The 25,606-nt window shown below is 54.4% G+C and carries 26 protein-coding genes and 1 pseudogene; 20 read left to right on the forward strand and 7 right to left on the reverse strand.

The window, feature by feature from the left end; all coding sequences use genetic code 11:
• Positions 1-18: 18 nt before the first annotated feature.
• The 4 genes and pseudogenes from O6D90_RS04780 to O6D90_RS04795 all read left to right on the forward strand — a co-directional run bounded on the left by O6D90_RS04780 (position 19) and on the right by O6D90_RS04795 (position 4,488).
• Positions 19-1,473 (forward strand): FAD-binding oxidoreductase, encoded by a 1,455-nt coding sequence (locus O6D90_RS04780; protein WP_016157342.1) that lies wholly within the window; start codon positions 19-21, stop codon positions 1,471-1,473.
• 45 nt (positions 1,474-1,518) lie between these two features.
• Positions 1,519-2,877: pseudogene (locus O6D90_RS04785) on the forward strand (MFS transporter); the annotation flags it as partial.
• Positions 2,855-3,637, forward strand: a complete 783-nt coding sequence (locus O6D90_RS04790; RefSeq protein WP_016157340.1) for an electron transfer flavoprotein subunit beta/FixA family protein — start codon at positions 2,855-2,857, stop codon at positions 3,635-3,637. The pseudogene O6D90_RS04785 and the gene O6D90_RS04790, both read left to right, overlap by 23 nt.
• Entirely contained in the window at positions 3,634-4,488 is an 855-nt protein-coding gene (locus O6D90_RS04795) for an electron transfer flavoprotein subunit alpha/FixB family protein (protein WP_016157339.1), read from the forward strand. The genes O6D90_RS04790 and O6D90_RS04795 overlap by 4 nt, the downstream gene beginning before the upstream one ends.
• Positions 4,489-4,538: 50 nt before the next feature.
• On the opposite strand, the gene O6D90_RS04800 is transcribed toward O6D90_RS04795, so the two are convergent.
• The 4 genes from O6D90_RS04800 to queD all read right to left on the reverse strand — a co-directional run bounded on the left by O6D90_RS04800 (position 4,539) and on the right by queD (position 7,097).
• Entirely contained in the window at positions 4,539-5,114 is a 576-nt protein-coding gene (locus O6D90_RS04800) for a glycerol-3-phosphate responsive antiterminator (RefSeq protein WP_016157338.1), read from the reverse strand.
• Positions 5,115-5,130: 16 nt separating this feature from the next.
• Entirely contained in the window at positions 5,131-5,391 is a 261-nt protein-coding gene (locus tag O6D90_RS04805; protein ID WP_016154220.1) for a ferredoxin family protein, read from the reverse strand.
• Positions 5,382-6,653 carry an FAD-dependent oxidoreductase gene (locus O6D90_RS04810; protein ID WP_016157337.1) on the reverse strand — a complete coding sequence of 424 codons (1,272 nt, stop codon included), beginning with the start codon at positions 6,651-6,653 and terminating at the stop codon, positions 5,382-5,384. Before O6D90_RS04810 ends, O6D90_RS04805 begins: the two co-directional genes overlap by 10 nt.
• A gap of 81 nt (positions 6,654-6,734) precedes the next feature.
• Complete coding sequence (queD, locus tag O6D90_RS04815; protein ID WP_016154218.1) at positions 6,735-7,097, reverse strand: 6-carboxytetrahydropterin synthase QueD; 363 nt, start codon at positions 7,095-7,097, stop codon at positions 6,735-6,737.
• A gap of 305 nt (positions 7,098-7,402) precedes the next feature.
• Here queD and cysJ point away from each other — a divergent pair, with 305 nt between their 5' ends.
• The 3 genes from cysJ to cysH are packed head-to-tail and all read left to right on the forward strand — an operon-like array spanning position 7,403 to position 11,664.
• A complete protein-coding gene (gene cysJ, locus O6D90_RS04820) occupies positions 7,403-9,202 on the forward strand; it encodes an NADPH-dependent assimilatory sulfite reductase flavoprotein subunit (RefSeq protein WP_016157336.1) in 1,800 nt (599 codons plus the stop codon).
• Entirely contained in the window at positions 9,202-10,914 is a 1,713-nt protein-coding gene (gene cysI / locus O6D90_RS04825) for an assimilatory sulfite reductase (NADPH) hemoprotein subunit (protein WP_016154216.1), read from the forward strand. Before cysJ ends, cysI begins: the two co-directional genes overlap by 1 nt.
• Positions 10,915-10,929: 15 nt before the next feature.
• Positions 10,930-11,664, forward strand: a complete 735-nt coding sequence (gene cysH, locus O6D90_RS04830) for a phosphoadenosine phosphosulfate reductase (RefSeq protein WP_016157335.1) — start codon at positions 10,930-10,932, stop codon at positions 11,662-11,664.
• A gap of 44 nt (positions 11,665-11,708) precedes the next feature.
• Here cysH and O6D90_RS04835 read toward each other — a convergent pair whose 3' ends face one another.
• Positions 11,709-12,752 carry an aminopeptidase gene (locus O6D90_RS04835; protein ID WP_016157334.1) on the reverse strand — a complete coding sequence of 348 codons (1,044 nt, stop codon included), beginning with the start codon at positions 12,750-12,752 and terminating at the stop codon, positions 11,709-11,711.
• Positions 12,753-13,006: 254 nt separating this feature from the next.
• On the opposite strand from O6D90_RS04835, the gene cysD reads away from it, so the two are divergent.
• The 10 genes from cysD to O6D90_RS04885 all read left to right on the forward strand — a co-directional run bounded on the left by cysD (position 13,007) and on the right by O6D90_RS04885 (position 20,471).
• Complete coding sequence (gene cysD, locus O6D90_RS04840) at positions 13,007-13,915, forward strand: sulfate adenylyltransferase subunit CysD (RefSeq protein ID WP_003034152.1); 909 nt, start codon at positions 13,007-13,009, stop codon at positions 13,913-13,915.
• Between the two features lie 9 nt (positions 13,916-13,924).
• A complete protein-coding gene (gene cysN / locus O6D90_RS04845; RefSeq protein ID WP_016154213.1) occupies positions 13,925-15,352 on the forward strand; it encodes a sulfate adenylyltransferase subunit CysN in 1,428 nt (475 codons plus the stop codon).
• Positions 15,352-15,957, forward strand: a complete 606-nt coding sequence (cysC, locus tag O6D90_RS04850; protein WP_016157333.1) for an adenylyl-sulfate kinase — start codon at positions 15,352-15,354, stop codon at positions 15,955-15,957. Before cysN ends, cysC begins: the two co-directional genes overlap by 1 nt.
• Positions 15,958-16,004: 47 nt before the next feature.
• Positions 16,005-16,328 (forward strand): DUF3561 family protein, encoded by a 324-nt coding sequence (locus O6D90_RS04855; RefSeq protein ID WP_016154211.1) that lies wholly within the window; start codon positions 16,005-16,007, stop codon positions 16,326-16,328.
• Between the two features lie 215 nt (positions 16,329-16,543).
• Positions 16,544-16,855 (forward strand): cell division protein FtsB, encoded by a 312-nt coding sequence (gene ftsB, locus O6D90_RS04860; protein ID WP_003034163.1) that lies wholly within the window; start codon positions 16,544-16,546, stop codon positions 16,853-16,855.
• Between the two features lie 18 nt (positions 16,856-16,873).
• Positions 16,874-17,584, forward strand: coding sequence for a 2-C-methyl-D-erythritol 4-phosphate cytidylyltransferase (gene ispD / locus O6D90_RS04865; RefSeq protein WP_016154210.1), 711 nt, complete (start codon positions 16,874-16,876; stop codon positions 17,582-17,584).
• Positions 17,584-18,063: a 2-C-methyl-D-erythritol 2,4-cyclodiphosphate synthase gene (ispF, locus tag O6D90_RS04870; RefSeq protein ID WP_016154209.1), complete on the forward strand. Its 480-nt coding sequence runs from the start codon at positions 17,584-17,586 to the stop codon at positions 18,061-18,063. The genes ispD and ispF overlap by 1 nt, the downstream gene beginning before the upstream one ends.
• Positions 18,060-19,109: a tRNA pseudouridine(13) synthase TruD gene (gene truD / locus O6D90_RS04875; RefSeq protein WP_016154208.1), complete on the forward strand. Its 1,050-nt coding sequence runs from the start codon at positions 18,060-18,062 to the stop codon at positions 19,107-19,109. Before ispF ends, truD begins: the two co-directional genes overlap by 4 nt.
• Positions 19,090-19,851 carry a 5'/3'-nucleotidase SurE gene (gene surE / locus O6D90_RS04880; RefSeq protein WP_016157332.1) on the forward strand — a complete coding sequence of 254 codons (762 nt, stop codon included), beginning with the start codon at positions 19,090-19,092 and terminating at the stop codon, positions 19,849-19,851. The genes truD and surE overlap by 20 nt, the downstream gene beginning before the upstream one ends.
• On the forward strand, positions 19,845-20,471 hold the full coding sequence (locus tag O6D90_RS04885; RefSeq protein WP_003034172.1) for a protein-L-isoaspartate(D-aspartate) O-methyltransferase: 627 nt from the start codon (positions 19,845-19,847) through the stop codon (positions 20,469-20,471). The genes surE and O6D90_RS04885 overlap by 7 nt, the downstream gene beginning before the upstream one ends.
• Positions 20,472-20,503: 32 nt before the next feature.
• Here the strand turns inward: O6D90_RS04885 and O6D90_RS26295 are convergent, their stop codons facing one another.
• Positions 20,504-20,731: a hypothetical protein gene (locus O6D90_RS26295; RefSeq protein WP_369707204.1), complete on the reverse strand. Its 228-nt coding sequence runs from the start codon at positions 20,729-20,731 to the stop codon at positions 20,504-20,506.
• Between O6D90_RS26295 and nlpD the strand changes: the two genes are divergently transcribed.
• Positions 20,634-21,716, forward strand: a complete 1,083-nt coding sequence (gene nlpD, locus O6D90_RS04890) for a murein hydrolase activator NlpD (RefSeq protein ID WP_425476442.1) — start codon at positions 20,634-20,636, stop codon at positions 21,714-21,716. The two genes, O6D90_RS26295 and nlpD, sit on opposite strands and share 98 nt — an antisense overlap.
• 62 nt (positions 21,717-21,778) lie before the next feature.
• Positions 21,779-22,771 carry an RNA polymerase sigma factor RpoS gene (rpoS, locus tag O6D90_RS04895; protein WP_000081498.1) on the forward strand — a complete coding sequence of 331 codons (993 nt, stop codon included), beginning with the start codon at positions 21,779-21,781 and terminating at the stop codon, positions 22,769-22,771.
• A 79-nt stretch (positions 22,772-22,850) separates the two neighbouring features.
• Here the strand turns inward: rpoS and mutS are convergent, their stop codons facing one another.
• Entirely contained in the window at positions 22,851-25,418 is a 2,568-nt protein-coding gene (gene mutS / locus O6D90_RS04900) for a DNA mismatch repair protein MutS (RefSeq protein ID WP_016154205.1), read from the reverse strand.
• On the opposite strand from mutS, the gene O6D90_RS26300 reads away from it, so the two are divergent.
• Entirely contained in the window at positions 25,390-25,488 is a 99-nt protein-coding gene (locus O6D90_RS26300) for a YqaE/Pmp3 family membrane protein (protein WP_157132060.1), read from the forward strand. The two genes, mutS and O6D90_RS26300, sit on opposite strands and share 29 nt — an antisense overlap.
• Positions 25,489-25,606: the final 118 nt, after the last annotated feature.

Here is a 25,606-nt window from a genome sequence, read left to right on the forward strand (position 1 = left end):
TATCAGGAAGGAATAGCTATGCCTTTATCTCGCGAAGCGATTGTTGACCAGTTAAAAGAAATTGTTGGGTCCGAACGCGTAATTACCGATGAAACGGTATTAAAGAAAAACAGTATTGACCGCTTTCGTAAATATGCCGACATTCACGGTATTTATACACTACCCATTCCGGCGGCAGTGGTAAAACTCGGTTCGACAGAGCAGGTTTCCCGCGTTCTGGCGTTTATGAATCAGCATAAAATCAATGGAGTTCCGCGTACCGGCGCATCCGCGACGGAAGGGGGGCTGGAAACGGTGGTTAAAGACTCCGTGGTGCTGGACGGGGCAGGGATGAACCAGATCCTGAGCATTGATATTGAAAACATGCAGGCGACCGCTCAATGCGGCGTGCCGCTTGAGATTCTGGAAAATGCATTGCGCGAAAAAGGATATACCACCGGGCACTCGCCGCAGTCTAAGCCGCTGGCGCAGATGGGCGGCCTGGTTGCAACCCGCAGCATCGGGCAATTCTCCACTCTTTACGGTGCCATTGAAGATATGGTCGTGGGGCTGGAGGCGGTGCTGCCGGACGGCACGGTAACCCGCATCAAGAACGTGCCACGCCGGGCTGCCGGGCCGGACATTCGCCACATCATCATTGGGAACGAAGGCGCGCTGTGCTATATCACTGAAGTGACGGTGAAAATCTTCAAGTTCACGCCGGAAAATAACCTTTTTTACGGCTACATTCTGGACGATATGAAAATCGGTTTCGATATCCTGCGTGAAGTGATGGTGGAAGGCTACCGTCCTTCGATTGCACGCCTGTATGACGCCGAGGATGGCACCCAGCACTTTACTCATTTTGCTGACGGGAAATGCGTGTTGATCTTCATGGCTGAGGGCAATCCGCGAATGGCGCAAGCCACTGGCGAGGGCATTGCGGAGATCGTCGCGCGTTATCCACAGTGTAAGCGTGTGGACAGCAAGCTGATTGAGAACTGGTTTAACCATCTGAACTGGGGCCCGGAAAAAGTGGCTGCTGAACGCGTACAGATCCTGAAAACCGGCAATATGGGCTTTACGACGGAAGTTTCCGGCAGCTGGAGCTGCATCCATCAAATTTACGAAAACGTGATCCATCGTATTCGTACTGAATTCCCACACGCGGATGACATCACCATGCTGGGCGGTCACTCTTCCCATAGTTATATCAACGGTACCAACATGTACTTTGTGTATGACTACAACGTGGTGGACTGCAAGCCGGAAGAGGAGATTGATAAGTACCACAACCCGCTTAACAAGATTATTTGCGAAGAGACGATCCGTCTTGGCGGCTCAATGGTACATCACCACGGCATTGGTAAGCACCGCGTTCACTGGAGCAAGCTGGAACATGGCAGCGCGTGGCCGCTGCTGGAAGGTCTGAAACGTCAGTTTGATCCAAACGGCATTATGAACACGGGAACGATCTACCCGATTGAGAAATAAACATCAGCTGGCTTCCTGATCGGGAAGCCACAATTTTACCGGACAGGGGTAGAAATGAACACTTCACCGGTGCGAATGGACGATTTACCGCTTAACGGTTTTCACTGTCGTATTGCCGCCTTGACCTTTGGTGCTCACCTTACCGACGGCTATGTTCTTGGTGTTGTCGGCTATGCCATTATTCAGTTAACACCTGCCATGCAGCTCACGCCGTTTATGACCGGGATGATTGGCGGCTCGGCGCTGCTCGGGTTGTTTCTCGGTAGTCTGGTGTTGGGCTGGATTTCAGACCACATTGGTCGACAGAAGATCTTCACTTTCAGCTTTGTGCTGATCACCATCGCCTCTTTTTTACAGCTTTTCGCCACTTCGCCAGAGCAGCTCATTGTGTTACGTATTCTGATTGGGATTGGGCTGGGAGGCGATTATTCCGTAGGGCACACTCTGTTGGCCGAATTTTCTCCACGACGACACCGGGGAGTGTTGCTGGGGGCTTTTAGCGTGGTATGGACCATCGGCTATGTGCTGGCAAGCCTGGCGGGGCACTATTTTATTACCGAAAGCCCGGATGCCTGGCGCTGGCTGCTGGCGTCGGCGGCGCTTCCCGCACTATTGATTACCCTGCTTCGCTGGGGGACGCCGGAATCGCCTCGCTGGCTGCTGCGCCAGGGGCGTTTCGCGGAAGCCCACGCTATTGTTCACCGATATTTTGGGGCGCACGTATTGCTCGGCGACGAGGTTTCTGCGGCGTCCGGGAAACATATCAAAACGCTCTTTTCCCCCCTCTACTGGCGGCGAACCGCGTTTAACAGCGTGTTTTTTGTTTGTCTGGTGATCCCGTGGTTTGTTATCTACACCTGGCTGCCTACCATTGCCGGGACCCTCGGCCTGGAGGATGCGCTCACCGCCAGCCTGCTGCTGAATGCGTTGTTAATCGTTGGCGCACTGCTGGGGCTGGTATTAACACATCTGCTGGCGCACCGCCGGTTTCTGCTTGGGAGTTTTTTTCTGTTGGCTGCCACGCTGGTGGTGATGGCTTTTCTGCCGTCCGGTAGCTCGTTAACTTTGCTGCTTTTTGTCCTGTTCAGCACCACAATTTCTGCGGTCAGTAATCTGGTAGGGATCCTGCCTGCTGAAAGCTTCCCGACGGATATCCGCTCGCTGGGCGTGGGTTTTGCGACGTCGATGAGCAGACTTGGCGCGGCAATCAGCACCGGCCTGCTGCCCTGGACGCTGGCGCAATGGGGGATGCAGGTCACGTTGCTGCTGCTGGCTGGCGTGCTCCTCATTGGATTTGTGGTGACCTGGCTATGGGCACCGGAAACGAAGGCATTGCCGTTGGTGGCGGCCGGAAGCGTGGAGAAAAGACAGGGAGGAGCAAATGAACATTCTGTTCGCGTTTAAGGCCGAACCAGACTCCGGCATGTTGGCGGAAAAAGACTGGCTGGCGGCGACGGAAGATACCCGTGGCCCGGACACCGCGCTGCTGCGCTGTTCTCCTGGTGCCGATGAGCAGGCGGCTGCGGCATTACTGCTGGCGCAACGTCGTGAAGGTTGTGATATGACGTTAACCGCGCTAAGCATTAGCGATGAGCGTGCTATTCATTGGTTGCGCTATTTTGCCGCGCTGGGTTTTGATAAGCCGGTGTTGCTGGAAACGACGGCGGATCTGCGCTTTGCGCCGGAATTCATTGCCCGGCAAATAACTGACTGGCAGCGTCATCACGGCGCGGATTTGATTATCACTGGCTGTCAGAGTAGCGAAGGGCAGAACGGGCAAACGCCATTTTTGATGGCTGAAATGTTGGCCTGGCCCTGCTTTACCCAGGTGGAGCGTTTTACGCTGACGCCGCCTTTTGTTGTTGTCGAACAGCGAACGACAACCGGGTTACGCCGCTGCCGGGTGCGGCTTCCGGCAGTGATTGCCGTCAGGCAATGTGGTGAAGTTGCGCTTCCCGTCCCCGGAATGCGTCAGCGTCTGGCGGCGGCAAAAGCGGCAATTTTACGTCAGCCAGCGTCCAGTGATGAAACTCCGAACGTGCAATGTCAGAAGCTGGCGCGACCGGCGCAGCGGCGCAGCGCCACGCTTATCGACGGCGCGACGGCGCAGGAAAAAGCGCGGATATTGTGGAATGATTATTTGCGCCAGAGGATGCAGCCATGAAGATCGTTGTGATTACGGAATCGGGTGAATGCGCTGCACTGGCAGGCTGGATTGCAGAAAACGCGCTTAATGCAGCAGAACTGGAACGCTGGACTCTAGACCCGATGCCGGACGTGGCGGAGCAGGTGCTGGACGCGCTGGCGACGCAGTGGTTGCTGACGCCAGCCGACATCCTGATTTTTCCGGCGGGTGCGCTGGGGGATGAGCTTGCGACGCGGCTGGCCTGGCGTCTGCACGGCGGCAGCGTTTGCCAGGTGCAGACGCTGGATGCGCAACAGGGGCTGGTGACGAAATCCCACTGGGGGAATGCGCTGACGGCCCGGCTACAAATCACCGCGCGTCCCTTGTGCCTTTCACTGGCGCGACAACCGGAAACGAGCGCGTCGGGCAACGCGCTGCCAGCGATGGTGGAGCGCCGGATTGCCTCCACCACACCTCCGGGCTGGCTGGATAGCGTAGAAAGCATCGACCGTGTTACAGCTCATCCTTTGTTGCAGGCCGGGCGTGTGCTGGTGGTAGGGCAGGGAAGAAGTGACGCCGATGCCGAAAAAATTACCGCTCTTGGTAAGGAGTTTGGTGCCGAAGTGGGATACAGCCGTGCACGGGTGATGAACGGTGGTTTTGACGCTGAGCGCGTGATTGGGATATCGGGGCATCTGCTTGCGCCGGATGTCTGCATTGTCGCGGGGGCATCCGGCGCGGCGGCGCTAATGGCCGGGGTTCGTCAGAGCCGGTTTGTGGTGGCGATAAACAGTGACGCCAGAGCGCCGGTCTTTTCACAGGCGGATGTCGGGATTGTGGATGACTGGCTGCCGGTGCTGGAGGCGTTGGCAGCCATCGCAGAAAATTAATTCAGGGGGATGCCGGGTCAGGTGTTTACACCGCTATCCGGCGGCTCGGGTTAATGCAGCTTTTTCGCTAACGTCCAGACGTCGGTGTTGGTAGTTGAAAGCGCCGCCACACCGGCTTTCATCGCATTGCGGGCGTCCTCTTCATCGCAAACCAGACCACCGGCAATCAACGGCTGGCGTATTTTTTCCGTCACCCACCCCAGCACTTTCGGCATACAGCCCGGTAGTATCTCAATACAGTCCGGGTTCGACTGTGCGACCTGCTTATCAATGTTGTGAAAAGAGATAGAGTCGACGATAAACAGGCGATGAATACAGAAAAAGCCCTCCGCCCGCGCGGCTTTCAGCATCGACGCTTTGGTACTGATGATGCCGTCGGCCTCAGTGACCAGCTTCAGAAACTGGATCACCACCTCTTTATTGGACGCGCCCTCCAGCAGATCAACGTGGATAAATGCGTACTTACCGGCATTTTTAATTTTCTTTACGATATGGCTGATGGTGCAGATATTACCGTATAGCACAGAAATGAACTGGCACTCGGAATCAATGGCTAATTGCAGACTGGCGTTGTCTTTCACCGCGGCAATAACCGGATTCTGGCGAAGCAGGTGTAACAGAGGCATAAATTATCCTATTAAATTATCCAAATCGGTAAGTGATGCCAAAGCCGGACGCGGGGTAGCGCCATTGTTGCAGCGTTTTTTCATCACACAGCAGTCGACAGGTACCACACTCCAGGCAGCCGCGAAAGTTGACCCGTAGCTCACCTTCCGCCGTAAGAGAAAACAGTCCGGCGGGGCAGGATGCGATCAGCCGTTGTGCCGTTTCGCTGTCAACAACGGTCGCAGGAACGATATGTGAAATGTCGGCGGGACGCCAGACGTTACGGGCTACAGACATCGTAAGCTCCTGATGATATCGCCTGCCAGATGACGCAGGCCGTGACGACGAAACTGACGCCAGACAATCTGGCGCAGCGGGGCTACCGGGCGGTCGCCCTGATGCCAGATTTCACGGGAAATAGCCTCCATCAACATGGGCCATTGGCGATACCATCCGGGGCGCTGGAGCAACGCCGGAACATCCCGGTAACGTTGCAGAACGTCCCACAGCAGGCTGTGCTGGATGTCGTGGTGATAAGCCGGAAACAGATTTTGCGGCTCGCGTTTCCGGCAGGCGTTAATCAATGTTTGCGCCGCAGCCTGAGCACCAATGAGCGCCATATCCATGCCGCGAACGGAGAAACCAGTATTCACACAACTGCGCAGCGCATCACCCACCAGCAGCCAGCCGTCTCCGGCGTACTGTACGGGCAGGCTGTGCAGGCCGCCTTCTGGTACCAGATGTGCGCCATATTCCAGCGTTTCGCTGCCTCTGAGCAGCGGATGTAACGCCGGATGCGTCTTGAGCCGCTCCAGCAGTTCAGCCGCCGGGACATCGCTCTGTGCCAAAGAGGAGAGCGGACAAACCACGCCCAGAGAGAGCGTATCTTGATTGGTATAGAGAAACGCGCCGCCGGGAAGCTCGCCACAAATATTGCCACTAAACAGCATTGCCGCGCCTTCGTCATTGGATAAGCGGAAACGTTCCTCAAGTAACGATTTATCCAGCGCCAAAGTCTCTTTAATGCCTAATGCCATTGCGGTTGTCGAGGGACGCGGCAGGAATCCGTAGCGCTCGGCCAGCACGCTGTTTGCCCCTTCCGCCAGTACCACATAACGGGCGCGCAGCGTCTCGTTATCGGCAATGACGCCGCAGGCTCTGCCCTCTTCGATATGGAGCGCCTCAACTGTCACACCGCTGATAAACTGTACGCCTTCGGCCTCGGCCTGGGCGACAAACCACGGGTCGAAGCGGGCGCGCAGCAGGCTCCATGAGTCTCCCTCCGGTTGCAGGCTGGAGTACGTCGTTGCGCCATCGCGAGTCAACAGCGAGAGATTTTCCTGGGTAATTCGGCGTTCAAGTGGGGCTGAATGTTGGAAGTGGGGAAGAAGTTCACCGAGCGCGTGAGTATACAGACGCCCGCCTGAAAGGTTTTTACTGCCGGGAAGCTCGCCGCGTTCAATAAGCAAAACTGACAGTCCTGCTCGCACGCAGCGTAAAGCACAAGCGGTGCCCGCTATCCCTGCACCGATAATAATAATATCGAAATCGTCAGACATGTTGTGCTCCAGATATCCAGAGCACATAACCCTAACAGAGTGTTAGTTAAGTAAAATTGACCGTTGCCACAGACGATACAATCATTCCCCGCGATACACGCAGCCTGCTGTGCAGGTCTCTTTCACCATTACGGCACTCAGCAGAGGGACAACCGGTTTAACCTGATCCCAAATCCATTTGGCCAGTACTTCACTGGTTGGGTTTTCTAAGCCAGGAATATCGTTCAGATAGTAGTGATCGAGTCTGTTGTAAGTTGGCTTAAACGCGGCTTTTAACTCAGAAAAATCCATGATCCAACCGGTATGCGGATCGACTTCACCGGTAATTTCAAGACGCACCATAAATGAGTGACCATGCAGGCGGCCACACTTATGCCCTTCCGGTACATGCGGCAGGCGGTGAGCGGCTTCGAAGGTGAAATCTTTAAACAAGGTGGTGGACATTTTTTACTCTCAAGAATGCGAAAAACCGCCGTAGGGTACCGTAAAGAGCGAATTTTATCATTAGTTAAAAGGGCGCTGAGTATCAGAACGACCTATTCATGATGGTAATATTTAATAATTATTGATATATCATATGGTTATCCAATCTGTTTTGCTGTTAATAACTATAACTAAAACAGGTTAGTTCATTTGGTTATTTGTTATTTCTATCCCTTCTTTAATTGTTACTATCCCCGCCGTTAACCTTATCTTCAGTTTGGGTTTTATTGCTGAAATCCGCTTTGCTTACTGGAACATGACAACGCATGACGACACAGGCCCCACCTTCCGCTCTGCTACCGCTAAACCCGGAGCAACTGGCACGCCTTCAGGCGGCCACGACCGATTTCACTCCCGCACAGCTTGCGTGGGTTTCTGGCTATTTTTGGGGCGTGCTGAATCAGCAGCCAGGCAGCAATGCGGCGACTCCTGCGCCTGCTGCTGAAATGCCTGGCATTACGCTTATCTCCGCCTCGCAAACCGGTAATGCGCGTCGTGTGGCGGAAGCCCTGCGCGATGATCTGATCGCTGCAAAGCTCAACGTCACTCTCACCAATGCTGGCGACTATAAATTCAAACAAATCGCCAATGAGAAATTGCTGATCGTAGTGGCGTCGACGCAAGGGGAAGGTGAACCGGCGGAAGAAGCCGTAGCGTTGCATAAATTCCTGTTCTCGAAAAAAGCGCCGAAGCTTGATAACACCGCTTTTGCCGTGTTTGGTCTTGGTGACACTTCTTACGAGTTTTTCTGTCAGTCAGGAAAAGACTTCGATGCAAAACTGGCTGAGCTGGGCGGTGAACGCTTGCTTGACCGCGTGGATGCCGACGTCGAATACCAGGGCGCGGCAGCCGAATGGCGTGCCCGTCTGGTTGATGTCCTGAAAGCGCGTGCCCCTGCGGCATCGTCTGTGCAAGTTGCTGCGAGCGGTGCGGTAAACGAAGTACACACCAGCCCGTACACCAAAGAAGCGCCGCTGACGGCGTCGCTTGCGGTGAATCAGAAAATCACCGGTCGCGACTCGGAAAAAGATGTACGCCATATTGAAATCGATCTCGGCGATTCCGGCCTGCGCTACCAGCCGGGCGATGCCTTAGGAGTCTGGTATCAGAACGATCCTGAGCTGGTCAAAGAGCTGGTTGAATTGCTGTGGCTGAAAGGAGATGAGCCGGTCACGGTTGACGGCAAAACCCTGTCGCTCACCGAAGCGCTGCAGTGGCATTTCGAGCTGACGGTTAACACCGGCAATATCGTCGAGAACTATGCCACTTTAACCCGTAGCGACTCTCTGCTGCCGCTGGTGGGCGACAAAGCGCAATTGCAGCATTACGCCGCAACCACGCCAATCGTCGATATGGTGCGCTTCTCCCCGGCGCAACTGGACGCCCAAACGTTGGTTGATCTTCTGCGCCCGCTGACGCCGCGTTTGTATTCTATTGCCTCTTCCCAGGCGGAAGTGGAAAGTGAAGTGCACGTCACCGTGGGTGTGGTGCGTTATGACATTGAAGGTCGTGCCCGTGCTGGCGGTGCGTCCAGTTTCCTCGCCGATCGCGTGGAAGAAGAGGGCGAAGTGCGCGTGTTCATCGAACACAACGATAACTTCCGCCTGCCGGCTAACCCGCAGACACCGGTGATTATGATTGGACCAGGCACGGGGATTGCGCCGTTCCGTGCATTCATGCAGCAGCGTGCGGCTGACGGAGCCGAAGGCAAAAACTGGCTGTTTTTTGGCAACCCACACTTTACCGAAGATTTCCTGTACCAGGTGGAATGGCAGCGTTACGTCAAAGAGGGCGTACTGAGCCGCATCGATCTCGCCTGGTCGCGCGATCAAAAAGAAAAAGTCTACGTACAAGATAAACTGCGCCAACAAGGTGCGGAACTGTGGCGCTGGATAAACGACGGTGCCCACATTTATGTCTGCGGCGACGCTAATCGCATGGCGAAAGACGTTGAGCAGGCTTTGTTGGAAGTGATTGCCGAATTCGGTGCTATGGATATCGAAGCGGCGGATGAATTTTTAAGTGAGCTGCGCATTGAGCGCCGTTATCAGCGAGATGTCTACTAATGAGCGAAAAATACCCAGGACCATTGGTGGTCGAAGGCAAGCTGTCCGACGCTGAGCGTATGAAGCTGGAAAGCAACTATCTGCGCGGTACGATTGCCGAAGATTTAAACGACGGCCTGACCGGCGGCTTCAAAGGCGATAACTTCCTGCTGATCCGTTTTCACGGTATGTACCAGCAGGATGACCGCGATATCCGCGCCGAACGAGCCGAGCAAAAGCTGGAGCCGCGTCACGCGATGCTGCTGCGCTGCCGTCTGCCGGGTGGGGTGATCACCACCAAACAGTGGCAGGCGATCGACACGTTCGCCCATGACAACACGATTTATGGCAGCATTCGTCTGACCAACCGTCAGACCTTCCAGTTTCACGGCATTCTGAAGAAGAACGTTAAGCCGGTACACCAGATGCTGCATTCGGTCGGGCTGGACGCGCTGGCGACCGCCAACGACATGAACCGTAACGTTCTGTGTACCTCTAACCCGTACGAGTCCGAGCTGCACGCCCAAGCCTATGAATGGGCGAAGAAGATCTCCGAACATCTGCTGCCGCGTACTCGCGCCTATGCAGAAATTTGGCTGGATCAGGAGAAGGTAGCGACCACCGACGAAGAGCCGATCCTCGGTCAAACCTATCTGCCGCGTAAGTTTAAAACCACGGTCGTAATCCCGCCGCAGAACGACATCGATCTGCACGCCAACGATATGAACTTCGTGGCGATTGCCGAAAACGGCAAGCTGGTGGGCTTTAACCTGCTGGTCGGCGGTGGTTTGTCGATTGAGCACGGCAATAAGAAAACCTACGCCCGCACCGCGAGCGAGTTCGGCTATCTGCCGCTGGAGCACACCCTGGCGGTAGCAGAAGCTGTGGTGACAACGCAGCGCGACTGGGGTAACCGTACCGATCGTAAAAACGCCAAAACTAAATACACGCTTGAACGCGTTGGTATCGACACGTTCAAAGAAGAAGTGGAGCGTCGCGCGGGCATCAAATTTGAGCCGATCCGCCCGTACGAGTTCACCGGTCGCGGCGATCGTATTGGATGGGTAAAAGGGATCGACAATAACTGGCACCTGACGCTGTTTATTGAAAACGGCCGTATCCTGGATTATCCGGGCCGTCCGCTGAAAACCGGCCTGCTGGAGATCGCGAAGATCCACAAAGGGGATTTCCGCATCACCGCCAACCAGAACCTGATCATTGCTGGTGTGCCGGAAAGCCAAAAAGCGAAGATCGAGAAGCTGGCGCGCGATCACGGATTGATGAATGCGGTGAAGCCGCAGCGTGAAAACTCGATGGCCTGCGTGTCGTTCCCGACCTGTCCGCTGGCGATGGCGGAGGCCGAACGTTTCCTGCCATCGTTCACTGATAAAGTGGAAGCTATTCTCGAAAAACACGGTATTCCTGACGAGCATATCGTGATGCGCGTTACAGGTTGCCCGAACGGCTGCGGCCGCGCGATGCTGGCGGAATTGGGCCTGGTGGGTAAAGCGCCGGGGCGCTACAACGTACACCTTGGTGGTAACCGCATGGGCACGCGCATTCCGCGTATGTATCGCGAAAATATTACGGAATCGGAAATTCTCGACTCCGTTGACGAACTGGTTGGGCGCTGGGCGAAAGAGCGCGAAGCGGGTGAAGGCTTCGGTGATTTTACGGTGCGTGCGGGCATCATTCGCCCGGTGCTCGATCCCGCCCGGGATTTCTGGGAGTAACCACGAGAGGTAATTATGTCCGTACTCGATCTAAACGCCCTTAATGACCTGCCAAAAGTCGACCGCATTCTGGCGCTGGCGGAAACCAACGCACAGCTCGAAAAGCTGGACGCCGAAGGGCGCGTGGCATGGGCGCTGGAAAACCTGCCTGGTGAATATGTACTGTCATCAAGCTTTGGTATCCAGGCGGCAGTAAGCCTGCACCTGGTGAATCAGGTTCACCCGGATATCCCGGTGATCCTCACCGATACCGGCTATTTGTTCCCGGAAACCTACCAGTTTATTGATGAGTTAACGGACAAGCTCAAGCTTAATCTGCAAGTCTACCGGGCGAAGGAGAGCGCGGCCTGGCAGGAAGCGCGCTACGGCAAACTGTGGGAGCAGGGCGTTGAAGGCATTGAGAAATACAATGAGATCAACAAAGTCGAGCCGATGAACCGCGCGCTCAAAGAACTGAACGCACAAACTTGGTTTGCCGGTCTGCGCCGCGAGCAGTCGGGCAGCCGGGCGCATTTGCCGGTGCTGGCTATCCAGCGCGGCGTGTTTAAAGTGCTGCCGATCATCGACTGGGACAACCGTACCGTTTACCAGTATCTGCAAAAGCACGGCCTGAAATACCATCCACTGTGGGATCAGGGCTATCTGTCAGTGGGTGATACCCATACCACCCGCAAATGGGAGCCGGGTATGGCGGAAGAAGAGACGCGGTTCTTCGGATTGAAGCGCGAGTGCGGATTGCACGAAGGGTAAAAGATAAAAGCCCGGTAATGTTTACATATTACCGGACTTCTTCTTCAGGATTTTCCCGCCTTTGCCAGTTCTTTTACCAACGGGAGCATAATGCGTACCACGTCGCGGCTACGGTGCTCTATCCTGCCCGGTAAGGCTTTATCGATATGCTGCTGGTTATCCAGTCGCACATCGTGCCAGCTGTTGCCTGCCGGGAACGAGGCGCTTTTGGCGCGCTGTTGATAGCCATCTTTCTTGCCCAGACTCCAGTTGGTTGCTTCAACGGAGAGCACGGCAATGCCTGCGTTGTCGAAGACCTCTGCGTCGTTACAACATCCAGTACCTTTCGGATAGTTTTTGTTCAGTCCCGGATTGGTGCTGGCTACGATACCGCGGCTGTGCGCGATGGCCAGTGCCCGGTCGCGCGTCAATTTTCGCACCGCTTCCGGGGTTTTCTTACCGCTATTGAAATAGAGCTTATCGCCGACGATCAGGTTATCGAGGTTGATAACCAGCAGCGTATTTTTCTTCTCGGCGGCGCTCATTCGCTTCAGGATGTTCTCCGCGCCCAGTTTGCCTTCTTCCTCGCCGCTGGTGGCGATAAATCGAATGCCGTACTGCGTCGGCACGTCTTTGAGTTTTTCCGCCAGTTCCAGCATCACGCCAAGTCCTGCGGCGTTGTCATCAATACCTTGCAGGGTCAATCCACCCAGATTGGCATCGGAATCGGCGTCGCTCTGCGCGGCGTAGGTGTCGAGGTGCGCCATGATAATAATCTGCTGTGGCGCTTTACCCTCATGTGCGGCAATAACGGTACTTCCCGTGACGTTATGCCAGTTTTTACGGTTATTTTTGGCGGTATAAACATAACGGCTATTAAATGTTCGAATATCACTGCTGTAGCCCATCTGCTGAAATTGCTGACGAATATAATCAGCAGACAACATTTCTGCCGGAGAGCCCGTTACGCGGCCTGGGAAAAACGTTGCGATATATCGAGCCTGGGTATTTGCGATATCTCCAGGTTTGGAAGATGTTGCCTGTGCGGGAAGGATAAAGCACGCGCCGAGCGCCAGGATTGCAAGAAGGGGGCGCGTTGCGGAAAACATAATGAGTCCTTAAATACCAAGCAGAAATTTTTAGCCGCTAGTATGAAACCGTGATCGAGGTAAAACAATTTCATTTGCTCCTAAATGCCCTAAATTCGGTAGCTTAAGCACTTTTTGATATTTGCTTTTCCGGATCGTTATTCCTTTGAGGAACTACTCATTCCAATTCGTAATTTCATTCGCCCTCTTGCCCTCCCTATAGTCAGGTTATCTGAGCATCGTTAGCAAAATAACGGCATTACATAGGAACGGTTATGGATCAAAAACGACTTACCCACCTGCGGCAACTGGAAGCGGAAAGCATCCATATTATTCGTGAGGTGGCCGCCGAGTTTTCGAATCCGGTGATGATGTATTCCATCGGCAAAGATTCCAGCGTAATGCTGCATCTGGCGCGTAAAGCATTTTATCCTGGCACGTTGCCGTTCCCTCTGCTGCACGTTGATACTGGCTGGAAATTCAGCGAGATGTACGAGTTTCGTGACCGCACGGCGAAAGCCTACGGTTGTGAACTGCTGGTGCATAAAAACCCGGAAGGGGTGGCGATGGGCATCAACCCGTTTGTTCACGGTAGCGCCAAGCATACCGATATTATGAAAACCGAAGGGTTGAAGCAGGCGTTGAACAAATACGGTTTCGACGCCGCGTTTGGTGGCGCTCGTCGTGACGAAGAGAAATCGCGTGCCAAGGAGCGCATTTATTCTTTCCGCGATCGTTTTCATCGCTGGGACCCTAAAAATCAGCGTCCGGAACTGTGGCATAACTACAACGGACAGATTAACAAAGGCGAAAGCATTCGCGTATTCCCGCTCTCCAACTGGACTGAACAGGATATCTGGCAGTACATCTGGCTGGAAAATATCGACATCGTGCCGCTGTACCTGGCGGCGGAGCGTCCGGTGCTGGAACGCGACGGCATGCTGATGATGATTGATGACGACAGAATCGATCTGCAACCGGGTGAAGTGATTAAAAAACGCATGGTGCGTTTCCGTACGCTCGGCTGCTGGCCGTTAACAGGCGCGGTGGAGTCGAATGCGCAGACGCTGCCGGAAATCATCGAAGAGATGCTGGTCTCAACCACCAGTGAACGTCAGGGCCGCGTGATTGACCGCGACCAGGCGGGCTCCATGGAGCTGAAGAAACGTCAGGGGTATTTCTAAGGAGCCGCCATGAACACGACACTTGCACAACAAATTGCTAATGAAGGCGGCGTTGAAGCCTGGATGGTCGCCCAGCAACACAAAAGCCTGCTGCGTTTTTTAACCTGCGGTAGCGTGGATGACGGGAAAAGCACCCTGATTGGTCGCCTGCTGCACGACACGCGTCAGATTTATGAAGACCAGCTTTCATCGCTGCACAACGACAGTAAACGTCACGGTACTCAGGGCGAAAAGCTCGATTTGGCGTTATTGGTTGACGGCTTGCAAGCCGAGCGCGAGCAGGGCATCACCATCGACGTGGCTTACCGTTATTTCTCTACCGAGAAGCGTAAATTTATTATTGCGGATACTCCCGGCCATGAGCAGTACACTCGCAACATGGCGACCGGTGCGTCGACCTGCGACCTGGCGATCCTGCTGATCGATGCGCGTAAAGGCGTGCTGGATCAGACCCGTCGTCACAGCTTTATCTCCACGCTACTTGGGATCAAACACCTGGTGGTGGCGATCAACAAAATGGATCTGGTGAACTTTAGCGAAGAGACATTTAACCGCATTCGCGAAGACTATCTTACTTTTGCTGAACAGTTGCCGGGCAACCTGGATATCCGGTTTGTGCCGCTCTCTGCGCTGGAAGGCGACAACGTGGCTTCACAAAGCGCCAGCATGTCGTGGTACAGCGGTCCGACGCTACTGGAAGTACTGGAAACCGTTGAGATCCAACGCATAGTTGATACTCAGCCGATGCGCTTCCCGGTGCAGTATGTGAACCGACCGAATCTGGATTTTCGTGGTTATGCCGGGACGCTGGCCTCCGGTAGTGTGAAGGTAGGGCAACGCGTCAAAGTGCTGCCATCCGGCGTTGAGTCGAGCGTGGCGCGAATCGTAACCTTTGATGGCGATTTACAGGAAGCGCATGCGGGTGAAGCGATCACCCTGGTATTGAAAGATGAGATCGATATCAGCCGGGGTGACCTGCTGCTTGATGCCGGTGAAGCGTTACCTGCGGTACAAAGCGCTGCCGTTGATGTGGTGTGGATGGCGGAACAACCGTTGTCGCCTGGACAGAGCTACGACATCAAAGTCGCCGGTAAGAAGACCCGCGCACGCGTTGATAACGTGCAGTACCAGATTGATATTAATAACCTGACCCAACGTGATGTTGAAGCGTTGCCGCTAAACGGCATTGGTCTGGTTAATCTGACCTTTGATGAGCCGCTGGTGCTGGATACCTATCAGCAGAACCCGGTTACGGGCGGGCTGATTATCATTGACCGCCTGACCAACGTTACCGTCGGCGCGGGGCTGGTACGTGAGCCAATCGTCCAGGAGCACACCGCGGCTTCTCAGTTCAGCGCGTTTGAGCTGGAGCTTAATGCGTTGGTGCGTCGCCATTTCCCGCACTGGGGCGCGCGCGATCTGCTGGGAGGAAAATAATGGCGCTGCATGACGAAAACGTCGTCTGGCATGCCCATCCTGTTACACCGCAACAGCGGGAACAACGCCACGGTCATCGTGGTGTTGTGCTGTGGTTTACCGGGCTGTCTGGTTCCGGTAAATCTACGGTAGCAGGGGCGCTGGAAGAGGCGTTGCACAAGCTGGGAGTGAGTACCTATTTGTTGGATGGCGATAACGTGCGCCACGGCCTGTGCAGCGATCTTGGGTTTAGCGATGCCGATCGTAAGGAGAATATTCGTCGGGTTGGCGAGGTGGCTAACCTGATGGTGGATGCGGGTCTTGTGGTGTTGACCGCCTTTATCTCTCCACATCGCGCCGAACGCAAAATGGTCCGTGAACGCGTTGGTGAAGGGCGTTTTATTGAGGTTTTTGTCGACACGCCGCTGGCAACGTGCGAATTACGCGATCCAAAAGGGCTGTATATAAAAGCGCGGGCGGGTGAGTTGCGCAATTTCACCGGAATTGATTCGGTATACGAAGCGCCTGAATCGCCAGAGATTCACCTTGATGGTGAACAATTGGTAACAAATTTGGTACCCCAATTATTAGACCTGCTGAGGCAGGAAGATATTATCAGATCCTGAGACACCCGAGCTTGTATGCCCGGTCAGTCACGGTCACAGGATTAGATATGCGTAACAGCCATAACATTACTATTACAGAGTCAGATACCTTCGCCGCCGACGATGAAACCACCTGGTCACTACCGGGTGCCGTGGTCGGTTTTATCGCGTGGCTGTTGGCGCTGGGGATTCCGTTTCTGATTTATGGCCCTAACACACTCTTTTTCTTCATTTATACCTGGCCCTTTTTCCTCGCATTGCTGCCCGTGGCGATTGTCGCGGGTATTGCGCTGCACTCCCTATTGAAGGGGCTGTTGCTGCTGAGCATTACCTGCACCCTACTGGTGGTTGGGGCGATGTTTGGCGCGCTATTTCTGTGGTTGTTGGGTTAGGCAAACGCCTTTTTTTAACAATCGCTGATGTTGTTCACTCTCTGGTCATAATTCAAACCGTAACCAACAATGAGATTATGTTCTCCTTACACGGGGTATACGTAACAACGGGCAAATGTGGTACATTTGCCCGCGTTGTCGCGGCATTCCCGACCGTTGATGTAAAGTTGTCTGCGGAAGTTATGGGATGTTAATGCCGTTTTTCAGGGGGCAGGATGGGTAAACTAACGCTGCTGTTGCTGGCTTTATTGGTCTGGCTGCAGTATTCGCTGTGGTTCGGTAAGAACGGCATACATGACTATAGTCGCGTCAACGATGATGTTGCTGCGCAGCAAGCTACGAACGCGAAACTAAAAGCACGTAACGATCAGCTCTTTGCCGAAATTGACGATCTCAATGGCGGACAAGAGGCTATTGAGGAGCGCGCGCGCAACGAACTCAGCATGACTAAGCCGGGCGAAACCTTTTATCGTCTGGTGCCTGACGCGTCTAAACGCGCTCAGACTGCAGGGCAAAATAATCGATAAACCGTCCAGGGATTTAACATGGCAGCCACTTTATTGGACGTTTGCGCCGTGGTGCCGGCTGCCGGGTTTGGCCGCCGAATGCAAACAGAGTGTCCTAAGCAGTACCTCTCTATTGGCAATAAAACCATTCTTGAACACTCGGTTGATGCGCTGCTGGCTCATCCCCGGGTGACGCGAGTCGTTATCGCTATCAGCCCAGGCGACAGCCGCTTTGCCCAACTTCCACTCGCCGCGCATCCGCAAATTACCGTAGTGGATGGCGGCAACGAGCGTGCCGATTCTGTCCTTGCCGGTTTGCAAGCCGCAGGTGAGGCAAGTTGGGTACTGGTGCATGACGCCGCGCGTCCGTGTCTGCACCAGGATGATTTAGCCCGTTTGCTGGCAATCAGTGAGACCAGCCGCACCGGCGGGATCCTGGCGGCACCAGTACGCGACACGATGAAGCGCGCGGAGCCGGGCCGAACAGACATTGCCCATACGGTCGATCGCACCGATTTATGGCACGCGTTGACGCCGCAGTTTTTCCCTCGCGAGCTGTTGCACGACTGCCTGACCCGTGCGCTCCACGAAGGCGCAACCATTACGGATGAGGCCTCGGCGCTGGAATATTGCGGCTTACATCCTCAGCTCGTTGAAGGACGGGCTGATAATATTAAAGTAACGCGTCCAGAGGATTTGGCGTTGGCCGAATTTTATCTGACCCGGACTACCCACCAGGAGAAGACATAATGCGAATTGGACACGGTTTCGACGTACACGCTTTTGGCGGAGAAGGCCCAATTATCATTGGTGGTGTGCGCATCCCGTATGAAAAAGGATTGCTGGCGCATTCTGATGGCGATGTGGCGTTACACGCGCTAACCGATGCTCTGCTGGGCGCGGCTGCGCTGGGGGATATCGGTAAACTCTTCCCTGACACCGACCCGACCTTTAAAGGTGCCGATAGTCGTGAATTATTGCGAGAAGCCTGGCGGCGTATTCAGGCCAAAGGCTATACGCTTGGTAATGTGGATGTGACGATTATTGCTCAGGCGCCGAAGATGCTGCCGCACATTCCGCAAATGCGCGTGTTTATTGCCGAAGATCTCGGCTGCCATATGGATGATGTTAACGTGAAAGCGACCACCACGGAAAAACTCGGTTTTACCGGGCGTGGGGAAGGGATTGCCTGTGAAGCGGTGGCGTTACTCATTAAGGCACCGAAATGACTGTGTTTGACGATCTGACGTATCTCCATGGCAAACCACTGGGCCATGGCGTCCTGAAAGCGAATCCGGAAGACTTTGTTGTCGTCGAAGATTTAGGCTTCGAACCGGATGGCGAAGGCGAGCATGTTTTGGTGCGCATCCTGAAAAACGGTTGTAACACCCGTTTTGTGGCTGACGCGCTGGCGAAATTCCTGAAAATTCACGCCCGTGAAGTGAGCTTTGCCGGGCAGAAAGATAAGCATGCGGTCACGGAACAGTGGCTGTGCGCGCGTGTACCGGGCAATGCAATGCCTGATCTAAGCAAATTTGAGCTCGAAGGCTGTAAAGTTCTGGAGTACGCGCGCCACAAGCGTAAGCTGCGTTTAGGAGCGCTGAAAGGCAACGAATTTACGCTGGTGTTGCGTGAAGTGAGCGAGCGAAATGACGTTGAAGCGCGTTTGCAGGCGATTAGCGAACGCGGCGTACCTAACTATTTTGGCGCTCAGCGTTTTGGTATCGGCGGCAGCAACCTGCAAGGGGCGCTGCGCTGGGCACAAAGCGATGCGCCGGTGCGCGATCGCAATAAACGCAGTTTTTGGTTGTCGGCGGCCCGTAGCGCGTTGTTTAATCAGATAGTCAGTGAACGCTTGAAAAAAACAGACTTTAATCAAGTTGTTGACGGCGATGCGCTACAATTATCCGGACGCGGAAGCTGGTTTGTCGCCACACAGGAAGAACACACTGAATTACAGCGTCGCGTCGATGAGAAAGAATTGATGATCACAGCGGCATTACCGGGCAGCGGTGAGTGGGGAACTCAGCGCGACGCACTGGCGTTTGAAAAAGCCGCTGTTGCTGATGAAACCGCGCTGCAGTCTCTGTTATTGCGCGAGAAAGTCGACGCGTCGCGTCGCGCTATGTTGCTGTATCCACAACAATTAAGCTGGAACTGGTGGGATGACGTAACCGTCGAGTTACGCTTCTGGCTACCGGCAGGTAGCTTCGCCACCAGTGTTGTAAGGGAACTTATTAACACAATGGGTGATTATGCGTATATTGCTGAGTAACGATGATGGGGTCCACGCACCCGGTATACAAACGCTGGCGAAAGCGCTGCGTGAGTTTGCTGACGTACAGGTGGTTGCCCCGGATCGTAACCGCAGTGGCGCGTCTAACTCGCTGACGCTGGAATCCTCACTTCGCACCTTTACCTATGATAACGGCGATATCGCCGTACAAATGGGTACGCCCACCGACTGCGTCTATCTGGGCGTGAACGCATTAATGCGTCCGCGTCCGGACATTGTCGTTTCTGGTATTAATGCGGGTCCTAATCTGGGTGATGATGTTATCTATTCCGGTACCGTTGCGGCGGCAATGGAAGGTCGTCATCTGGGGTTCCCGGCGCTGGCTGTTTCACTCGATGGCCATAAACACTACGAGACTGCTGCCGCAGTAACCTGTCGTATCTTACGGGCGCTGAGTCGTGAACCGCTGCGCACCGGTCGCATTTTGAATATCAACGTGCCGGATTTACCGCTGGATCAGATTAAAGGTATTCGCGTCACGCGCTGCGGCAGTCGCCATCCGGCGGATCAGGTTATTCCACAGCAGGACCCACGCGGTAATACGCTGTACTGGATCGGGCCACCGGGCGAAAAGTGCGACGCCGGGCCGGATACGGATTTTGCCGCCGTCGATGAAGGCTATGTTTCCATCACGCCGCTGCATGTCGATTTAACCGCATACGGCGCGCATGAAGTGGTTTCTGACTGGTTAGACAGCGTGGGAGTCGACACGCAATGGTAAGCAGACGCGTACACACTCTTCTTGAACAATTACGTGCGCAGGGCATCAGAGATGAGCTTGTCCTCGATGCGCTCGCCGCCGTGCCGCGTGAAAAATTCATTGATGAGGCGTTTGAACATAAGGCCTGGGACAATATTGCCCTGCCGATTGGTCAGGGGCAGACGATTTCGCAGCCTTATATGGTTGCGCGAATGACCGAACTGCTTGAGCTAACGCCGCAGTCTCGGGTGCTGGAAATTGGTACTGGCTCTGGCTACCAGACGGCGATTCTGGCGCACCTGGTGCATCATGTGTGCTCCGTTGAGCGCATTAAAGGTTTGCAATGGCAGGCGCGTCGCCGCCTGAAGCAGCTTGATTTACATAATGTTTCGACCCGTCATGGTGATGGATGGCAAGGCTGGCAAGCGCGAGCCCCGTTTGACGCTATCATTGTAACGGCAGCGCCGCCCGAGATCCCGACTGCATTGATGATGCAACTGGATGAGGGCGGCATTCTCGTCTTACCCGTGGGCGATGAGCACCAGTTTCTGAAGCGGGTGCGTCGTCGGGGAGGCGAATTTATTATCGATACCGTGGAGGCCGTACGTTTCGTTCCCTTAGTGAAAGGGGAGCTTGCGTAGATAGCGCTGCTGAATACCTGGAGTTTTCCTGGTTATTCTCGAAAGAGTAAGCGTATTGTGACGGGGCCTTGCACGGTGATTACGTCACGGGTTTTAACCAATTTTCCTGGGGGATAAATGAGCGCGGGAAGCCACAAATTTACCGTTCGCCGCATTGCGGCATTGTCACTGGTTTCACTATGGCTGGCAGGTTGTTCAAACACCTCGAATCCACCAGCGCCGGTCAACTCGGTTAACGGTAGTGCATCAACGAACACCAGTTCTGGCATGCTGATTACGCCTCCACCCAAAATGGGCTCGACGTCGACGGTACAGCAGACGCCACAGATCCAATCGGTGCAGCAACCAATCACCCAGCCAACGCAAATCCAGCCTGTTGCTCAACAGCCTGTGCAGATGGAAAACGGTCGTATTGTATACAATCGTAAGTATAGGAATATTCCGAAAGGTAGCTACACGGGCGGCAGTACCTATACTGTTAAGAAAGGCGATACCCTTTTCTATATTGCCTGGATCACCGGGAACGATTTCCGTGACCTCGCACAACGCAATAACGTTCCGGCCCCGTATGGCCTGAATGTCGGTCAAACTCTGCAAGTGGGCAACGCGTCTGGCGCACCGATTACCGGTGGCAATGCCATCACCCAGGCGGATGCAGCACAGCAAGGAGTTGTGACCAACCCTGCACAAAATTCCACCGTTGCTGTTGCTTCGAAACCAACAATTACGTATTCTGAGGATTCAGGTGAACAAAGTGCTAACAAAATGTTGCCGAACAACAAGCCTGCTGGGACTGTGGTCACAGCGCCTGTAACGGCTCCAGCAGTTAGCACAACCGAATCAACTGCAAGCTCAACGTCGACTAGCTCGCCAATCTCTACCTGGCGCTGGCCGACTGACGGCAAAGTGATCGAAAACTTTGCGGCTACCGAAGGTGGCAATAAAGGGATCGACATTGCAGGCAGCAAAGGACAGGCTATTGTCGCGACCGCAGATGGACGCGTCGTCTATGCCGGTAATGCGCTGCGTGGTTACGGTAATCTTATTATCATCAAACATAACGATGATTACCTGAGCGCCTACGCCCATAACGATACAATGCTGGTCCGGGAACAACAAGAAATCAAGGCGGGGCAGAAAATAGCTACCATGGGTAGCACCGGAACCAGTTCAACACGCTTGCATTTTGAAATTCGTTACAAGGGGAAATCCGTAAACCCGCTGCGCTATTTACCGCAGCGATAATTAGGCGGAACCAGGCTTTCACGTGCTAGTTCCGTTAGGGATCACGGGTAGGAGCCACCTTTATGAGTCAGAATACGCTGAAAGTTCATGATTTAAATGAAGATGCGGAATTTGATGAGAACGGAGTAGAGGCTTTTGATGAAAAAGCCTTGAGTGAAGAGGAACCCAGTGATAACGACCTGGCTGAAGAAGAGCTGTTATCGCAGGGGGCCACACAGCGTGTGTTGGACGCGACTCAGCTTTACCTTGGTGAGATTGGTTATTCACCACTGTTAACAGCCGAAGAAGAAGTTTATTTTGCGCGTCGCGCACTGCGTGGAGATGTCGCATCTCGCCGTCGCATGATTGAAAGTAACCTGCGTCTGGTGGTGAAAATTGCTCGTCGTTATGGCAATCGTGGTCTGGCTTTGCTGGACCTGATTGAAGAGGGCAATTTAGGGCTTATCCGTGCCGTCGAGAAGTTTGACCCGGAACGTGGGTTCCGCTTCTCAACATACGCAACCTGGTGGATCCGCCAGACGATCGAACGGGCGATTATGAACCAAACCCGTACGATCCGACTGCCGATTCACATTGTAAAAGAGCTGAACGTCTATCTGCGTACCGCGCGTGAGTTGTCGCATAAACTGGACCACGAACCGAGTGCAGAAGAGATTGCTGAACAACTGGATAAACCGGTTGATGACGTCAGCCGTATGCTCCGACTCAACGAGCGCATTACCTCGGTAGACACCCCGCTGGGTGGCGATTCCGAAAAAGCGTTGCTGGATATTCTGGCCGATGAAAAGGAAAACGGTCCGGAAGACACCACGCAAGACGATGATATGAAACAGAGCATCGTCAAATGGCTGTTCGAACTGAACGCCAAACAGCGTGAAGTGCTGGCACGTCGTTTTGGTCTGCTGGGGTACGAAGCTGCGACACTGGAAGATGTGGGCCGTGAAATTGGTCTCACTCGTGAACGTGTTCGCCAGATTCAAGTTGAAGGTCTGCGTCGTCTGCGTGAAATTCTGCAGACTCAGGGACTGAATATCGAAGCGCTTTTCCGCGAGTAAGCACAAGTTCTATCAAGAAAGGCCAGTCTCATTGGGACTGGCCTTTTTCTTTAGGGCTACTGCTATCGGGCTCTTTTTGCTACACCAGACTTTTCAACCGGTAGATCCACTCCAGCGCCTGGCGAGGCGTTAGTGAATCCGGGTCGAGATTTTCCAGCGCATCAACGGCGGGTGACGTTTCTTCCGGTACTGACAGCAGCGACATCTGCGTGCCGTCGACCTGGGTTGCGGCAACATTTGGCGCGATGCTTTCCAGTTCGCGCAGTTTTTGCCGCGCACGCTTGATCACCTCTTTCGGTACGCCAGCCAGGGCAGCGACTGCCAGACCATAGCTCTTGCTCGCCGCGCCATCCTGCACGCTGTGCATGAAGGCGATGGTATCACCGTGCTCTAACGCATCCAGATGCACATTAGCGACGCCCTCCATCTTCTCCGGTAACTGCGTCAGTTCGAAGTAGTGGGTCGCAAATAAAGTTAATGCTTTGATTTTATTCGCCAGATTTTCTGCGCATGCCCATGCCAGCGACAGGCCGTCGTAGGTGGAGGTACCGCGTCCAATCTCATCCATCAGCACCAGACTGTTCTCGGTGGCGTTATGCAGAATGTTGGCGGTTTCGGTCATTTCTACCATGAAGGTGGAACGACCTGATGCCAGATCATCCGCCGCGCCCACGCGGGTAAAGATACGATCGATAGGCCCGATCTCGACTTTCTGTGCCGGAACGTAGCTGCCGATATAGGCCAGTAGCGCAATCAACGCCGTCTGGCGCATATAGGTACTTTTACCCCCCATGTTTGGGCCGGTGATGATCAGCATTCGTCGCTGAGGCGAGAGGTTAAGCGGGTTGGCGATAAACGGCTCGGTCAGCACCTGTTCAACCACCGGATGGCGTCCCTCGGTAATACGAATGCCGGGTTTATCGGTGAAGATCGGACAGGTGTAATTCAGGGTATAAGCACGCTCCGCGAGGTTGACCAGCACGTCCAACTCCGCCAGCGCGCTGGCGCTCTGTTGCAAATCAGCCAGGTGTGGCAGCAGCATGTCGAACAGTTCGTCATACAGCTGTTTTTCCAGCGCCAGCGCTTTGCCTTTTGAGGTCAGAACTTTGTCTTCGTACTCTTTCAGTTCCGGAATAATGTAGCGTTCGGCGTTTTTCAATGTCTGGCGGCGTACGTAGTTAATTGGCGCCAGATGACTTTGCCCACGGCTGATCTGAATGTAGTAGCCGTGCACGGCGTTAAATCCTACTTTCAGCGTGTCCAGACCGGTGCGTTCGCGTTCGCGGATTTCCAGTCTGTCGAGGTAGTCCGTGGCGCCATCAGCCAGCGCTCGCCACTCATCAAGCTCTTCATTGTAGCCTGGGGCAATGACGCCGCCGTCACGTACGAGCACCGGCGGAGCTTCCACGACGGCACGTTCCAACAGTTCACGCAGCTCAGTAAACTCACCCATTTTCTCGCGCAGCATCTGCACGGGGGCACTGTCTACGTTTTCCAGCTGTGCGCGCAGTTCGGGTAATTGCTGGAAGGCATGACGCATACGGGCCAGATCGCGCGGGCGCGCAGTACGCAGGGCCAGACGCGCCAGAATACGTTCCAGATCGCCTACCTGACGCAGCACGGGTTGTAATTCGCTGGTGGTATCCTGCAGCGCGCCGATGGTCTGTTGGCGCTCGATGAGGATTTTGGTGTCGCGGACCGGCATATGCAGCCAGCGCTTGAGCATACGGCTACCCATCGGTGTCACGGTGCAGTCGAGTACTGAAGCCAGCGTGTTTTCCACCCCGCCCGCCAGGTTCTGGGTGATTTCCAGATTGCGGCGTGTGGCGGCGTCCATGATGATGCTGTCCTGCTGACGCTCCATGGTGATGGAACGAATATGCGGCAGCGAGGTGCGTTGGGTATCTTTTACGTATTGCAGCAGACAGCCGGCAGCGCATAATCCGCGTGGGGCGTTTTCCACGCCAAAGCCAATCAGATCCCGCGTGCCGAACTGCAGATTTAACTGCTGACGGGCGGTATCAATTTCAAATTCCCACAGCGGACGACGACGCAGGCCGCGACGTCCCTCTATCAGCGAGGTTTCGGCAAAATCCTCGGCATACAGCAATTCAGCGGGGTTGGTGCGCTGCAATTCCGCGGCCATGGTTTCGCGATCAGCGGGTTCACTGACACGAAAACGCCCGGAGCTGATATCCAGCGTAGCGTAGCCGTACCCTTTACTGTCTTGCCAGATGGCGGCCAGCAGGTTGTCCTGGCGTTCCTGCAACAACGCTTCATCACTGATGGTGCCTGGTGTGACAATACGTACCACTTTGCGCTCAACCGGGCCTTTGCTGGTCGCCGGATCGCCAATCTGTTCACAAATAGCAACGGACTCACCCTGATTGACCAGCTTGGCGAGGTAGTTTTCTACCGCATGATGAGGAATGCCTGCCATCGGGATTGGCTCGCCCGCAGATGCGCCGCGTTTGGTCAGGGAGATATCAAGCAACTGAGACGCGCGTTTCGCATCGTCATAAAACAGTTCGTAAAAGTCGCCCATGCGGTAAAACAGCAGTATTTCCGGGTGCTGAGCCTTCAGCTTGAGATACTGCTGCATCATCGGCGTGTGGTTCGTGAAGTCCGTATCAAGTGACTCTTTCATATCGTTTTTGCTCTTTTTAATCTTTTGGGTACCTGGGTCGTCTCATGCGAGCCCCTGGAAACTCACATAAACCCACAAATTTGTCATTCGAAAGCCGTCTGAAGGGCAGTAACGACGAGCTTTGGCTCGGTCAGAATGGCCTATCTTATCACCGACAACGACTGAGATTCATCCGTAGGTTTTACCGC

It is taken from the genome of Citrobacter sp. 21OH12SH02A-Citro, assembly GCF_027919895.1.
Classification (GTDB): Bacteria; Pseudomonadota; Gammaproteobacteria; order Enterobacterales; family Enterobacteriaceae; genus Citrobacter; species Citrobacter braakii.

Excerpts from the sequence above, each read along its gene's own strand:
- O6D90_RS04885 (WP_003034172.1), top strand. The coding sequence starts at position 19,845 with ATGGTAAGCAGACGCGTACACACTCTTCTTGAACAATTACGTGCGCAG.
- cysJ (WP_016157336.1), top strand. The coding sequence starts at position 7,403 with ATGACGACACAGGCCCCACCTTCCGCTCTGCTACCGCTAAACCCGGAG.
- O6D90_RS04805 (WP_016154220.1), bottom strand. The coding sequence starts at position 5,391 with ATGTCTGTAGCCCGTAACGTCTGGCGTCCCGCCGACATTTCACATATC.
- ispF (WP_016154209.1), top strand. The coding sequence starts at position 17,584 with ATGCGAATTGGACACGGTTTCGACGTACACGCTTTTGGCGGAGAAGGC.
- rpoS (WP_000081498.1), top strand. The coding sequence starts at position 21,779 with ATGAGTCAGAATACGCTGAAAGTTCATGATTTAAATGAAGATGCGGAA.
- cysI (WP_016154216.1), top strand. The coding sequence starts at position 9,202 with ATGAGCGAAAAATACCCAGGACCATTGGTGGTCGAAGGCAAGCTGTCC.
- queD (WP_016154218.1), bottom strand. The coding sequence starts at position 7,097 with ATGTCCACCACCTTGTTTAAAGATTTCACCTTCGAAGCCGCTCACCGC.
- truD (WP_016154208.1), top strand. The coding sequence starts at position 18,060 with ATGACTGTGTTTGACGATCTGACGTATCTCCATGGCAAACCACTGGGC.
- cysD (WP_003034152.1), top strand. The coding sequence starts at position 13,007 with ATGGATCAAAAACGACTTACCCACCTGCGGCAACTGGAAGCGGAAAGC.
- O6D90_RS04780 (WP_016157342.1), top strand. The coding sequence starts at position 19 with ATGCCTTTATCTCGCGAAGCGATTGTTGACCAGTTAAAAGAAATTGTT.
- surE (WP_016157332.1), top strand. The coding sequence starts at position 19,090 with ATGCGTATATTGCTGAGTAACGATGATGGGGTCCACGCACCCGGTATA.
- cysH (WP_016157335.1), top strand. The coding sequence starts at position 10,930 with ATGTCCGTACTCGATCTAAACGCCCTTAATGACCTGCCAAAAGTCGAC.
- mutS (WP_016154205.1), bottom strand. The coding sequence starts at position 25,418 with ATGAAAGAGTCACTTGATACGGACTTCACGAACCACACGCCGATGATG.
- O6D90_RS04835 (WP_016157334.1), bottom strand. The coding sequence starts at position 12,752 with ATGTTTTCCGCAACGCGCCCCCTTCTTGCAATCCTGGCGCTCGGCGCG.
- cysN (WP_016154213.1), top strand. The coding sequence starts at position 13,925 with ATGAACACGACACTTGCACAACAAATTGCTAATGAAGGCGGCGTTGAA.
- O6D90_RS04800 (WP_016157338.1), bottom strand. The coding sequence starts at position 5,114 with ATGCCTCTGTTACACCTGCTTCGCCAGAATCCGGTTATTGCCGCGGTG.
- O6D90_RS04795 (WP_016157339.1), top strand. The coding sequence starts at position 3,634 with ATGAAGATCGTTGTGATTACGGAATCGGGTGAATGCGCTGCACTGGCA.
- O6D90_RS04855 (WP_016154211.1), top strand. The coding sequence starts at position 16,005 with ATGCGTAACAGCCATAACATTACTATTACAGAGTCAGATACCTTCGCC.
- cysC (WP_016157333.1), top strand. The coding sequence starts at position 15,352 with ATGGCGCTGCATGACGAAAACGTCGTCTGGCATGCCCATCCTGTTACA.
- O6D90_RS04810 (WP_016157337.1), bottom strand. The coding sequence starts at position 6,653 with ATGTCTGACGATTTCGATATTATTATTATCGGTGCAGGGATAGCGGGC.
- ispD (WP_016154210.1), top strand. The coding sequence starts at position 16,874 with ATGGCAGCCACTTTATTGGACGTTTGCGCCGTGGTGCCGGCTGCCGGG.
- ftsB (WP_003034163.1), top strand. The coding sequence starts at position 16,544 with ATGGGTAAACTAACGCTGCTGTTGCTGGCTTTATTGGTCTGGCTGCAG.
- O6D90_RS04790 (WP_016157340.1), top strand. The coding sequence starts at position 2,855 with ATGAACATTCTGTTCGCGTTTAAGGCCGAACCAGACTCCGGCATGTTG.